Source organism: Bacillus sanguinis, from assembly GCF_018332475.1.
Lineage (GTDB): Bacteria > Bacillota > Bacilli > Bacillales > Bacillaceae_G > Bacillus_A > Bacillus_A sanguinis.
In genome coordinates, this window is the sequence record NZ_BOQB01000104.1 from 1 (window position 1) to 12,677 (window position 12,677).

At 36.2% G+C, this 12,677-nt stretch carries 17 protein-coding genes and 1 pseudogene; 13 read left to right on the forward strand and 5 right to left on the reverse strand.

What is annotated here, in order from left to right:
* The 3 genes from KI369_RS12940 to murC form a co-directional block, all read left to right on the forward strand.
* Positions 1-1,567, forward strand: a 1,567-nt coding sequence (locus tag KI369_RS12940) for a DNA translocase FtsK (protein WP_238484920.1), incomplete at its 5' end; no start/stop codon positions are given.
* Between the two features lie 61 nt (positions 1,568-1,628).
* Positions 1,629-2,747: a nicotinate phosphoribosyltransferase gene (locus KI369_RS12945; RefSeq protein ID WP_000658380.1), complete on the forward strand. Its 1,119-nt coding sequence runs from the start codon at positions 1,629-1,631 to the stop codon at positions 2,745-2,747.
* 252 nt (positions 2,748-2,999) lie between these two features.
* Positions 3,000-4,310, forward strand: coding sequence for a UDP-N-acetylmuramate--L-alanine ligase (murC, locus tag KI369_RS12950; protein WP_060632578.1), 1,311 nt, complete (start codon positions 3,000-3,002; stop codon positions 4,308-4,310).
* 54 nt (positions 4,311-4,364) lie between these two features.
* Here murC and KI369_RS29650 read toward each other — a convergent pair whose 3' ends face one another.
* Complete coding sequence (locus KI369_RS29650; protein WP_259652770.1) at positions 4,365-4,499, reverse strand: hypothetical protein; 135 nt, start codon at positions 4,497-4,499, stop codon at positions 4,365-4,367.
* Positions 4,496-4,840 (reverse strand): PadR family transcriptional regulator, encoded by a 345-nt coding sequence (locus tag KI369_RS12955; protein ID WP_212956213.1) that lies wholly within the window; start codon positions 4,838-4,840, stop codon positions 4,496-4,498. Before KI369_RS12955 ends, KI369_RS29650 begins: the two co-directional genes overlap by 4 nt.
* A 144-nt stretch (positions 4,841-4,984) precedes the next feature.
* Here KI369_RS12955 and KI369_RS12960 point away from each other — a divergent pair, with 144 nt between their 5' ends.
* The 5 genes from KI369_RS12960 (at position 4,985) to KI369_RS12980 (ending at position 7,130) form a co-directional block, all read left to right on the forward strand.
* Positions 4,985-5,533: a GNAT family N-acetyltransferase gene (locus tag KI369_RS12960; RefSeq protein WP_060632573.1), complete on the forward strand. Its 549-nt coding sequence runs from the start codon at positions 4,985-4,987 to the stop codon at positions 5,531-5,533.
* Complete coding sequence (locus KI369_RS12965; protein WP_212956214.1) at positions 5,530-6,021, forward strand: GNAT family N-acetyltransferase; 492 nt, start codon at positions 5,530-5,532, stop codon at positions 6,019-6,021. The genes KI369_RS12960 and KI369_RS12965 overlap by 4 nt, the downstream gene beginning before the upstream one ends.
* A gap of 75 nt (positions 6,022-6,096) precedes the next feature.
* Positions 6,097-6,501 (forward strand): PH domain-containing protein, encoded by a 405-nt coding sequence (locus KI369_RS12970; protein ID WP_212956215.1) that lies wholly within the window; start codon positions 6,097-6,099, stop codon positions 6,499-6,501.
* Positions 6,498-6,680: a hypothetical protein gene (locus KI369_RS12975; protein WP_048544498.1), complete on the forward strand. Its 183-nt coding sequence runs from the start codon at positions 6,498-6,500 to the stop codon at positions 6,678-6,680. Before KI369_RS12970 ends, KI369_RS12975 begins: the two co-directional genes overlap by 4 nt.
* A gap of 15 nt (positions 6,681-6,695) precedes the next feature.
* Entirely contained in the window at positions 6,696-7,130 is a 435-nt protein-coding gene (locus tag KI369_RS12980; protein WP_212956216.1) for a hypothetical protein, read from the forward strand.
* Between the two features lie 36 nt (positions 7,131-7,166).
* On the opposite strand, the gene KI369_RS12985 is transcribed toward KI369_RS12980, so the two are convergent.
* The gene (locus KI369_RS12985) at positions 7,167-8,282 is read right to left on the reverse strand and encodes an aminopeptidase (RefSeq protein ID WP_000654737.1); all 1,116 of its coding nucleotides are present in this window, start codon (positions 8,280-8,282) and stop codon (positions 7,167-7,169) included.
* Between the two features lie 187 nt (positions 8,283-8,469).
* On the opposite strand from KI369_RS12985, the gene KI369_RS12990 reads away from it, so the two are divergent.
* From KI369_RS12990 to ccpA, 5 genes and pseudogenes are all read left to right on the forward strand, one after another.
* On the forward strand, positions 8,470-8,982 hold the full coding sequence (locus tag KI369_RS12990) for a DUF948 domain-containing protein (protein WP_212956217.1): 513 nt from the start codon (positions 8,470-8,472) through the stop codon (positions 8,980-8,982).
* Positions 8,982-9,308: a bacillithiol system redox-active protein YtxJ gene (ytxJ, locus tag KI369_RS12995; RefSeq protein WP_001057492.1), complete on the forward strand. Its 327-nt coding sequence runs from the start codon at positions 8,982-8,984 to the stop codon at positions 9,306-9,308. The genes KI369_RS12990 and ytxJ overlap by 1 nt, the downstream gene beginning before the upstream one ends.
* A gap of 117 nt (positions 9,309-9,425) precedes the next feature.
* Complete coding sequence (locus KI369_RS13000) at positions 9,426-10,442, forward strand: CamS family sex pheromone protein (protein WP_212956218.1); 1,017 nt, start codon at positions 9,426-9,428, stop codon at positions 10,440-10,442.
* 51 nt (positions 10,443-10,493) lie between these two features.
* Positions 10,494-10,682, forward strand: a pseudogene (locus KI369_RS13005) (bifunctional 3-deoxy-7-phosphoheptulonate synthase/chorismate mutase); the annotation flags it as partial.
* A 359-nt stretch (positions 10,683-11,041) separates the two neighbouring features.
* Entirely contained in the window at positions 11,042-12,040 is a 999-nt protein-coding gene (ccpA, locus tag KI369_RS13010; RefSeq protein WP_060632566.1) for a catabolite control protein A, read from the forward strand.
* A 34-nt stretch (positions 12,041-12,074) separates the two neighbouring features.
* Here the strand turns inward: ccpA and KI369_RS13015 are convergent, their stop codons facing one another.
* On the reverse strand, positions 12,075-12,437 hold the full coding sequence (locus tag KI369_RS13015; protein WP_212956248.1) for a DUF4288 domain-containing protein: 363 nt from the start codon (positions 12,435-12,437) through the stop codon (positions 12,075-12,077).
* 1 nt (position 12,438) lies between these two features.
* Complete coding sequence (locus KI369_RS13020) at positions 12,439-12,675, reverse strand: DUF3949 domain-containing protein (protein ID WP_212956219.1); 237 nt, start codon at positions 12,673-12,675, stop codon at positions 12,439-12,441.
* Between the last annotated feature and the right edge of the window lie 2 nt (positions 12,676-12,677).

A 12,677-nucleotide genomic window follows, 5' to 3' on the forward strand; every position in this document is an offset into this window, starting at 1 on the left:
AGAACCACAAGTGGAAGAACGTCCAATGCAGCAAGTAGTGGCAGAGCAAGTACAACAGCCAATTTCAAGTACAGAAGTACAAGAGAAAGCATATGTTGTAAATCAAAGAGAGAACGATATGCGAAATGTATTGCAAACACCACCGACATATGCGATTCCACCATTAACATTGCTATCGATTCCGCAACAAGCGGCGTTAGATAATACGGAATGGTTGGATGAACAGAAAGAATTATTAGATACAACGTTTAATAATTTCCATGTTGGTGCACATGTTATTAACGTATCGCAAGGTCCAGCAGTAACTCGTTTTGAAGTGCAGCCAGACCCAGGTGTAAAAGTAAATAAAATAACAAATTTAAGTGATGATATTAAATTAAGTTTAGCAGCGAAAGATATTCGTATTGAAGCGCCGATTCCAGGGAAGAGTGCGATTGGAATTGAAGTTCCAAATAAAGAAAGTAAGCCAGTATTTCTTCGTGAAATTTTAAGAAGCCCTGTGTTTACAAAGAGTGAATCACCGCTTACTGTTGCGCTAGGACTTGATATTTCAGGTGATCCAGTTGTAACGGATATTCGAAAAATGCCGCATGGACTTATTGCGGGTGCAACGGGTTCTGGTAAAAGTGTGTGTATTAACGCGATTTTAACGAGCATTTTATATAAAGCGAAACCGCATGAAGTGAAGTTAATGTTAATCGATCCGAAAATGGTTGAGCTTGCACCATACAATTCTGTTCCACATCTTGTAGCACCTGTTATTACGGATGTAAAAGCAGCGACAGCGGCATTAAAGTGGGCGGTTGAAGAAATGGAGCGCCGTTATGAATTGTTTGCGCACGCAGGAGCTCGTGATTTAACTCGTTACAATACGATTGTAAGTGAACGAGAAATTCCGGGTGAGACATTACCTTATATCGTTATTGTCATTGACGAGTTAGCCGACTTAATGATGGTAGCACCGGGTGATGTTGAGGAAGCGATTTGTCGTATTGCACAAAAAGCACGTGCTTGTGGTATTCATTTATTAGTAGCGACGCAGCGTCCATCTGTAGATGTTATTACCGGTTTAATTAAGTCAAACATTCCAACGCGTATTGCGTTTACTGTATCATCTCAAGTTGATTCGCGTACGATTATCGATATTGGGGGCGCGGAGAAATTACTTGGCCGTGGTGACATGTTATTCTTAGGGAACGGTACATCTAAGCCAGTTCGTGTACAAGGTGTATATGTATCGGATGATGAGATTGAAAAGACAGTTGATCATGTGAAAAAGCAAATGAAGCCAAATTACTTATTTAAGCAAGAGGATTTATTAGCGAAAACAGAACAAGCTGAGTCGGAAGATGAATTGTTCTTTGAAGCATGTCAATTTGTTGTAGAACAAGGGGGAGCGTCCACATCTTCTGTACAGCGAAAATTCCGCATCGGTTATAATCGCGCGGCACGTCTCATTGAAGAGATGGAATCGCAAGGAATTATTTCTGAAGCAAGAGGAACGAAGCCAAGAGACGTCCTTATTTCTGAGGATGAATTCGCTGCTATGCAGGAAACAAATGTATAGTAAACGGTTTTGCTGTATACTAAGAGAAAATGTTGGATAGTAAAGTAGGGAGTAAAGCGACATGAAAGAAATTGAATTAAAATTAAAAGGTGAAATAAATAGACTAACAAATAGAACATTTAAATTTGACGAACGTGTTGGAGAAGGTTGGTTCTCTGCCGTTTACTTTTTAAAGACTAGAGAAATCATTGAAGAATTTCGCCCGAAAAGTGTTGTGACAATGCAATTTTTCCAAAAGGAAAATGCAGTTCTTTGCGGAACAGATGAAGTGATTGCATTGCTACAAACATTCGCTAAAAATCCTGAGGAACTTGAAATTAACTCTTTAAAAGATGGCGATAATATTAGTCCATTTGAAACAGTGTTAACAATTCATGGTCCTTATGAAAATTTCGGATTTTTAGAAGGTGTTATTGATGGGATTTTAGCTCGTCGTACATCGGTTGCGACAAACGTATATAACGTTGTCCAAGCTGCGCGTAGCGTAGATAAAGAAAAACCAGTTATTTTCATGGGAGACCGTGACGATCATTATACACAACAAGCTGGCGACGGTTATGCAGCATACATCGGCGGTATGAGCGCACAAGCGACGCATGCGATGAATGAATGGTGGGGCAGAAGTGGTATGGGGACAATGCCTCACGCATTAATTCAAATGTTTAATGGTGATGTTGTGGAAGCGGCAAAAGCATATCATAAGAAATTCCCAGAAGATGAATTAGTTGTATTAATTGATTACAACAATGATGTCATTACAGATGCACTTCGCGTAGCACGTGAATTTGGATCAACATTAAAAGGTGTACGTGTAGATACGTCTCGTACGATGATTGATCAATACTTCATTCGCCACCCAGAAGTACTTGGAACATTCGATCCACGTGGTGTAAATCCATCGCTTGTATTCGCACTTCGTAAAGCTCTTGATGAAGAAGGATTCCAGCATGTAGACATCGTTGTAACTGGTGGATTTGATGAGAAGCGTATTCGTGAATTTGAAGCTCAAAACGTACCTGTTGATATATACGGTGTAGGAAGTAGCTTATTAAAAATGAATATTGGCTTTACTGGTGATAACGTAGAATTAAATGGAAAACCAGAAGCAAAAGCTGGTCGTAAATATCGTCCAAACCCACGTCTAGAGCGTGTTCAATTAGAAAAAAGAGAAGATATGTAAAAGAGAGAAAAACTGATAGGTGATTGACCCTATCAGTTTTTCTGTTATCATAGTATAGCGGCTTCTTTTTTGCTATAATGGATTTGTTATGGACATAAAAAAGAAGTACGTACGAGTTTATCCTGATAAGTGAAGGGAAGAATAACTTCACTACATCAAAAATGTATGATGATTACCAAAATAAGAAAAGATTCATATACTGTCTTATAGATAGGCCGTTGTATTAGTTCGAAATGTTGGAGGTTCTTTAAGATGACAGTTTACCATTTTGTAGGAATTAAAGGAACAGGAATGAGTTCATTAGCTCAAATTCTTCATGACATGAAGCATACTGTTCAAGGGTCTGATTATGAAAAGCGTTTCTTTACACAAACAGCGTTGGAAAAGCGTAGTATCTCGATTCTTCCTTTTGATAAAAGTAATGTAAAAGAAGGACAAGTGATTATTGCAGGAAATGCATTTCCTGATACGCATGAAGAAATCGTAGCAGCAAAAGAATTAAACATCCCAGTACATCGTTACCATCACTTCTTAGGTGACCTTATGAACCAATACACAAGTGTTGCTGTAACTGGTGCACATGGAAAAACATCAACAACTGGTTTGTTAGCCCATGTAATGCAAGGTGCACACCCTACATCTTATCTTATTGGAGATGGAACAGGGCATGGGGTAGAAAATAGTAAGTATTTTGTATTTGAAGCTTGTGAGTATCGTCGTCATTTCTTGTCTTACAATCCAGACTATGCGATTATGACAAATATTGATTTTGATCATCCAGATTATTTTACAGATATCAATGATGTATTCAGTGCATTCCAAGAGATGGCATTGCAAGTGAAAAAAGGCATTATTGCATGTGGAGATGATGAGGAACTTCAAAAAATTCAAGCGAAAGTACCTGTTATTTTCTATGGATTTGGAGAAGATAATGATTTCCAAGCACGTAACATTCAAAAGAGAACAGATGGTACTATTTTCGATGTATTCGTTCGTAATACGTACTATGATACGTTCAAAATTACAGGATACGGCAACCACAGCGTATTAAATGCATTAGCAGTAATCGCGCTTTGCCATTATGAAAACGTTGATGTAGAAGCAGTTAAGCATCAGCTAACAACTTTTGAAGGCGTAAAACGTCGCTTTAATGAAAAGCCAATGGGAGAGCAAGTTATCATTGATGACTACGCACACCATCCGACAGAAATTAATGCAACGATTGAAGCAGCTCGTCAAAAACATCCAGAGCGTGAAGTTGTCGCTGTATTCCAGCCGCACACATTCTCACGTACAGAAAAGTTCTTAGATGAGTTCGCTGAAAGCCTAAGCAAAGCTGACCAAGTATACTTATGTGATATTTTTGGATCAGCGCGCGAAAACAAAGGTGAATTAACAATCGAAGATCTGCAAAAGCGTATTGACGGTGCAGAACTAATTACAGATACAACAACGGATGTATTAAAGAAACATAAAAACGGCGTTCTCATTTTCATGGGCGCAGGAGACATCCAAAAATTCGAAGCAGCTTACGTAAAAGAAGTTCAAGTTGCAGAGAAGTAATAGAAAAGACGCATAGCGGTGGCTGTGCGTCTTTTTTGTTGTGTTTGATATATGTTAAAGAGCGTTGATATGTTGGTGCGAATTGTTCTTTTTGTAGTTTTGTTTTAAGAAAACGATATATAGTAAACTAAAAAGTACATATCCAATTAAATAATAGAATGAAAACATATCGAATTGTTCCTTGTTCATTTTTTATCCTCTCCTTTAGCTAGTAACATTAGAGCATGATACACTGCATCATAATCATGCAAGCGACTATTTAAAATTTCTCTCCCTTCGTCTGTAATGCGATAGTATTTTCTTTTTGGTCCATCACCGGATTCTTCCCAATAGGAAACAGCCCAATTGTTTTTTGTGATCCGATTTAATATAGGGTAAATCGAACCGTTTGGGATATGAAACACAGGGATATCTTGTAGTGCACTTGTAATTTCGTATCCGTACATAGCTTGTTTACTTATTAAAGACAAAATAGCGAGATCAAAAACACCTTTACGTAATTGAATTATAAAATTATCATTTTTTTCCATACTTTAACTATATATGATTCATATCTAGATATCAATCATATATAGTGGTTGTTCATATATAAAATTCAAAAGGAAGTGTGAATATTTAACAATTTCCATCTGTAAGTATTAGAATAATAAGAAAATTAAAAGGGAGCTAAAAAAATGTTCACACTTCGAGTAGACGACGAAATCGAATTACAGTTATTAGAAAAGCATCATAAAGAGGAACTATATCAATTAATAAATCAAAACCGTAATCATTTAAGAAGATGGCTTCCTTGGGTAGATGGGACGAAATCAGCAGATGCTTATGATGAGATTTGTCCGATGTGGTTAAAGAAGTTTGCAGAGGGAGACGGTTTTGAAAGTGGTATACGTTATAAAGGAAAGCTCGTTGGGATGGTAGGTATTCATCCGGTAAGTTGGGGGAAGAAAGCGGCAAGTCTCGGATATTACCTTGCAGAAGATGCTGGCGGGAAAGGCATTATGACGCGTAGCGTGAAGGCTGTACTTCACTATGCATTTGAGAATTTAAAATTAAATAAAATGGAAATTAGATGCGGTGTTGAAAATGTGAAAAGCCGTGCTATTCCAGAGCGTTTAGGCTTTAAGTTAGATGGTATTTTAAGAGATGATGAATGGCTATACGATCATTTTCACGATATCGCTGTATATAGTTTGCTAGCTTCAGAATGGAAGGAGATTCGATGAACGAGAAGATACGCATTATTCCGTATGAAAGTACGTTTCAAGATGAAGTAGTAGATCTTATCGTTCATATTCAGCAAAAAGAGTACAATGTCCCCATTACGAAAGAAGAGCAGCCAGACTTGCTTGAAATAGAGACATTTTATCAAAGGAATCATGGCAACTTTTGGGTAGCAACTTATGATGATAAAGTAGTTGGAACAGTGGCTTTATTAGATATTGGGAACGATCAAGTAGCGCTAAGGAAAATGTTCGTAAAAAAAGAATTTCGCGGAAAAGAGTGGGGCACATCACATAAGTTGCTCCAAAAAGCAATTTCGTGGGCTGAGAATAAAAAGCTGAAAGATATTTACTTAGGAACGACAGTGAAATTTCTAGCAGCCCATCGCTTTTATGAAAAGAATGGTTTTCAAAGTGTGGATATAGAAGGTTTGCCAAAAAGTTTTCCAGTGCTACAAGTGGATAAGAAATTTTATAGATATATCGTTTAAGAAGGTCATTCCGAAATGGCTTTTTTTATGAACTAAAATGGAAAAAGTGGTATAATTTAGGTTAGGGGTGCGTGTATGAACATTCCGATTCAAAGAAGTAAATCGGTAGTCATTTTCGTTTGTCTCACATTAGTTTTTATGTTCGTATATCCGATTGTCATGATTGCCACAAATAAAGAGCAGTGGATGTCAGCGTTAATTGGAATGGGACTATGTTTCCTTGTAAATGTCCCACTCGTTTGGGAAGTATTTATTAAAAAGCATAAAGTAGAAAATGGTGTATTAAAGTATGGCATTTTAAATGACGATATTGTATTGAAAGAGATAAGAATCATTCGCCAAGTTGGGAAATCTCTTGAAATTACGACGAATGCATATAAAGTACATATGGTTGCGATGCCGCAATATATGGAGCAGTTTTTATCACTTGTAGAAAAAGAAAATCCACATGTGAAAATAGAAATGGTGGGTAAGAAATGAAATATGTAAAACCTTTGTTTTGTTTGGAAATTTTGCTTGTGCTTGCTATTTGCACTAGAGTATATATGAAATGGGATCTGCCCTTATATGAACCAATATTAATAGGTACTATCGCAGTGGCGCTGTTGTATTATTTTCATTTTCAGCAAACAAAAAACGAAAAAAGTAGCTCTATGTAGTTAGGAGGATTAGAAATGAAAAAAGTCCTTATGTTATTTTTACTTCTGCTAACCGCATCCGTTCTTTTAATAGGGTGTAGTGCGAAGAAGGAAAAGGCTGATATGAACTTTGAAAAGGCACAAAAGGTTGAGATTGAATCACTTACAGATTCAAGTGATAAAAAAGTAATTACCGATAAGAAAGAAATTGAAAAGCTGTTTGAAGTCATGAAAATGGATAAGTGGGAAATGCAATCGGCTCCTTTAGATACTCCGCAAGGGAAAACATTTAAAATGTATCAAGAAGATACACCAAAATTATCAGAGTCGAGTAAAGATACAAAAAAGTTACATGAAATTGGTACAATGACAGTATATAAAGATGTCCCTTATGTTGAAGTTGAAATGAAAAATAAGAAGATGAGTTTTAAAGTGCCAGAAGATGTGGCGAAAGAGTTATTAAAGTATTAAAAAAACGCTCGGAATGTGCTCCGAGCGCTTTTATTATTATTTTAAGTTCTCTGGGTTTAAAGCTTCTAATTCAGATACAACGAAGCGTCCGTCTTTACGGATTAGTACGTCGTCGAAGTAAATTTCGCCGCCGCCATATTCTGGGCGCTGGATGCATACTAAATCCCAATGAATGTTCGAGTTGTTGCCGTTCCATGCATCGTCGTAAGCTTGTCCAGGAGTGAAGTGGAAGCTGCCATCGATTTTTTCATCGAATAGGATGTCTCCCATTGGATGTAAGATGTATGGGTTTACGCCGATTGCGAACTCACCAACGAAGCGTGCGCCTTCGTCTGTATCGAAGATTTTGTTAATGCGCTCTGTATCGTTTGCAGTTGCTTCAACGATTTGACCGTTCTCAAATTTAAGTTGTACATTTTCAAATGTATAACCGTTGTAAGGAGATGGTGTGTTGTAAGAAACTGTACCGTTAACAGAATCGCGAACTGGTGCAGAGTATACTTCACCGTCTGGAATGTTTAAATGACCTGAGCATTTAATAGCTGGAATGTCTTTAATAGAGAATGTTAAGTCAGTTCCAGGGCCAGTTAGACGAACTTTATCTGTTTTATTCATTAATGTAACAAGGCTATCCATCGCCTTATCCATTTTACCATAGTCTAAGTTACAAACTTCGAAGTAGAAATCTTCGAAAGCTTCTGTGCTCATTTTAGCAAGCTGCGCCATAGAAGCATTTGGGTAGCGAAGAACAACCCAGCGTGTTTTCGGAACGCGGATGTCTCTATGAACTTTCTTACCAACTGTTTGGCCGTGAATTTGCATTCTTTCACTTGGCACATCAGCTTGTTCGTTAATGTTATCGCCAGAGCGAAGACCGATATAAGCGTCCATATCTTTCATTACGCTTGCTTCATACGCAGCGATTTGTTCGAAATGTTCTTCAGTAGCACCCATTAATAAAGAGCGATCTACTTGATGATCTTTTAAAGAAACGAATGGGAAACCACCAGCTGCATATGCTTCTTTTACAAGTGCAGTTACAAGTTCTTTTTGTAAGCCAAAGTTTTCAATTAATACTTTTTCGCCTTTTTGTAAGCGGATAGAGTAGTTAATTAAATTGTATGCTAACTTTTCAATGCGTGGATCTTTCATATGTAAAGCCTCCCTACTAATTATGTATCCTCTCCTATTGTAACCTACTTAGTGGAATTTGTTGAATCATTTATGTTAAAGTTAACGAATAAGTATGAAAATTCTAATGAAAAGATAGGGATTAGAACGAAACGGAAAATGATTGTATAATAGGGGAAAGTATGAAAAAGATAAAGGAAGTGATGAAATGCAAGTTCTTTTATATGTAAGTGCGGCTATTATCGCGGTTGCTTTCGCTGTATTAGTAGTATATGTATGCAGAACGTTGTTATCGGTACAGAAGACGTTAGAAAACGTTGCAAGCACGTTAGAAGGTTTAGAAAAGCAAATGCAAGGGATTAGCGTAGAGACGGAGCAATTATTACATAAAACAAATGCATTAGCTGATGACATTCAACAGAAGTCACAATCATTAAATAAAGTAGTATCAGGTGTAGATGGGATTGGAACGACAATCCATTCTTTAAATACGAAACTTCGTGATGTATCAGAGTCTGTTACGGACGAAATTGAAAACAATGCTGATAAAGTAGCGCAAGTTGTACAGTGGAGTAGCGCAGCAATTGAAGTATACAATCATTATCGTGCGACAAGACAAGAGAAAAAGGTTGAAAAAGAAGAGCGTAAATTAGAAAGACTTGAGAAAAAAGCTGAAAAGAAAGAGAAGCGCTCTAGACTTCGTATGAGAGGTGAATCGTGATGAATATGACAAAAGTTGAAACAATTGAAGAGCTTGAAGTATTAGTAGAAAAAAACGAACCTTATGTTCTTTTTAAGCATAGTACGACATGCCCGATTAGTCATGGTGCCTATACAGAATTTCAAGCGTATTGTAGTGAAGAAAGGGCAGTGCCAGCGTATTACTTATACGTACAAGATGCAAGAGATGTTTCGAATCGTGTTGCAGAACAGTACAGCATTAAACATGAATCTCCGCAAGTGTTATACATAAAAGATGGGATGGTAGTATGGAATACGTCTCATTGGAACATTAAAAAAGGCGCTTTAGAAGAGAATATTAAGTAAAAAGAAGCAAGCGAAAGGTGCTTGCTTCTTTTTTTTGTTTTTGTTGAAATATATTTAATGGTACACTGTTATTAGTTCAAATTAAATAATTAGATTGTTGAAAGTAGGTTTTAAGTAATGAAGAAAATGGCATTATCCTTCGCGGTCGTAAGTTTATTACTAGGAGCTTGTAGTAATGATACGATTAGTAAGAAGGATGAAGTTATACAAAAGGATACGAAAGAAAAAAGTATGATTCCAAGAACTGCTGTTTCTAAAGATTATTATAGAACTGTAATTCCTTTAAAAGAACAAAAGGTTATTAATACAGCTAATATAAAAACAAATTCTAAATTAGATTTAGCAGAGTATGAAAATGGTTTAATGAATATTGCAAAAGAGCAATTTGATACAGAAAATCATGTACTACAATTAAATCAGTATATCCCTGAGAAATTAGTTGATGAACTAGTTGCGAAAGTAGAAGCGCCAGTTTTGACAAATATTATAGAACAAGACTATTTCGGGAAACAGAATTCAAATGAATTAAGCTTATCTGGCGTTGTGATTGGGTTAGCAATGTCGTCAAGTGTATCAAATGAAGAAGCACTTTCTAAAGGGGCTGACGTTGCTAGACAACTTGTAGAAGCTATTAATAAAAATGACAAGTATAATAAATCTCCAATTACGTTTGCTATCTTTAAACAAGAAAGTACAAGTTCTTTAAAAAATGGTACATATATTGCTAGTGCTACTGTTCAAAAGAATGATACGAACCTTGGAAATTGGAGTACGATTGATGAACAAGCGTTTTCATATCCTTCTGATGAATTTAAACAAGCACATGGAGAAGATAATACAAAAATAACTGAATTTGCTAAGACAATGAAAGAGTTTTCTCCTGGAGATTTTATTCCAGTAAATGCTAAAGTGTCTTATAAGAAAAATCAAATGGATGCATTGAATATGAATATTGTTATTAAATACAATGGTAAAACAGAATTAATGGCTCTTACTCAAATGGCTGCTCAAAGTATGCTAGAAAAATTACCTAAAGATGCAAAAGTGCAATTGCAGATCAAGTCCGAGAGTAAAATCGAGGCAATTATTATAAAAGAGAAAAACAGCGATAAACCGTTTGTTTCCTTCTTATAAAAAAAGACAGTGTTTAAACTGTCTTTTTTTATTGTAAATGAAAGTGTATGTTGGAACAGAACGACGCGTAATACGCTTTATATTTCCGCCGTACCGATTTTAAAGAAAGAAACACATTTACCTGTCGTTGCCGATGTAACGTATTCTATAGGGCAATGTGACCTTCTATTATGAGTTGCAAAAGCAATGATGACAATTGATACAGATGCGATTATTGCTGAAGTACTTCCAGATCAAGCAAATCAAATGACTATCATTGTCGATTTTTATTGGTAAGTCGATATATTTAAAAAATCGCTGATATAAAATTCATTTACTAACGTACGGCTTAATATACAGTTTCTAGCCATGAGATATCTATTTTTTTACAAAAAATGCCCTTTTTTTCATAAAAAATACGAAAATACGAGAAAAGAAGCGAATTTTTTCGAAACTTTTGCGGGAAAATATTGTATGAGCCTGCGTTTTTATCGTATCATTAGTAAAAGGAAGAACTCGGGACGATTGGTGGCATCTGCAAATAGAGTTGATGTCTTTTTTTCATTCAAGTAACCGATACATAAAAATAGATAACAAAAATAGAAGGAGTGTGCGATGAGATGAACGTAACAATCTATGATGTAGCGCGCGAAGCGAACGTTTCAATGGCTACCGTATCACGCGTTGTGAACGGTAACCCAAATGTAAAGCCTACAACAAGAAAGAAAGTATTAGAAGCAATTGATCGTTTAGGATACCGCCCAAATGCGGTAGCACGTGGACTAGCAAGTAAGAAGACAACTACAGTAGGTGTTATTATTCCTGATATCTCAAATACGTTTTATGCAGAACTTGCTCGTGGAATTGAAGATATCGCAACAATGTACAAATATAACATCATTTTAAGTAACTCTGACCAAAACAAAGAGAAAGAGTTCCATTTATTAAATACGATGCTTGGAAAACAAGTAGACGGAATTGTTTTCATGGGTGAAGATATTACAGACATTCATATTGAAGAATTCAAAAAGTCTCCAGTACCAATCGTATTAGCAGCTTCATTTGATGAGCAAAATGAAACGCCATCAGTAAATATTGATTACACACAAGCAGCTTACGACGCAATGAAACACTTTATTGAGCAAGGACATAAGCGTATCGGTTTCGTCTCTGGTCCTTTCATTGATAAAGCGGGAAGCGCGAAGAAATTACAAGGTTATAAAAAAGCTTTAGAAGAAGCAGGTATTTCATATGATGAAAATCTTGTAATCGATGGAGATTACACATATGATTCAGGTATTGAAGCATTTGAAAAGCTTTGGAGCCTTGATGGAAAACCAACAGCGATTTTCGTATCTTCTGACGAAATGGCACTAGGTGTAATCCATGCAGCACAAGACGCTGGATTAAACGTACCAACTGATGTAGAAGTACTTGGTTTCGATAATACACGCCTTGCATTAATGGTACGCCCGCAGCTTTCAACAGTTGTACAACCAATGTACGATATTGGTGCAGTAGCAATGCGTCTATTAACAAAGTATATGAACAAAGAAAAAGTGGAAGATCACACTGTTATCTTACCTCATCGTATCCAATTTAGAGATTCAACGAAGTAAGTATAAAAAAGCTCACAGCGATTGCTGTGAGCTTTTATTCGTATTCAGGATAGTATGTTTTAACTACTGTATCTACCGTTTCATTTTTCTTAACGTGTAAAAATCTTGCGTACAATTCTTTTCCGGTTTCAAAGGATGTATCGTCTAATTCAAACACATGCAATACTTTTCGGAACTTCCATGTGACTTGCTCACCGTACACATTGTCGTATGATTCTTCAGGTTGCATAGCGATTTTTTCGCCTAGTTCATGAGCTTCTTTTAAACTTTTTGCTTGAACGAGAATAATACTTTCTTCAAAAAGTGTATCGTGACTTTCTTCATAATACTCATCCATTTTCGTAGGATCAGGCTCACCAGAATGAACAGATTCAAACAATAATTTTACAGCGTACATATTATGCTGCATGTTTCAACTTATAAATAATACTTGCGACAAGCGAAGCGGGTATTGTAAATACGTTACTTTGGTAATGATAATGTATTTGGGATTCTTCATAAGACATGTTGTCATATAGTTCGTTTTGTGACACATTTAGTTTCTTCTGTTTTTCTTTGAGTAGTTTAATGTAGTTATACTGTATTGGGACGAGAATGATGAAATAGGCTAATACGATTAGTGAAATCCAAATCATTA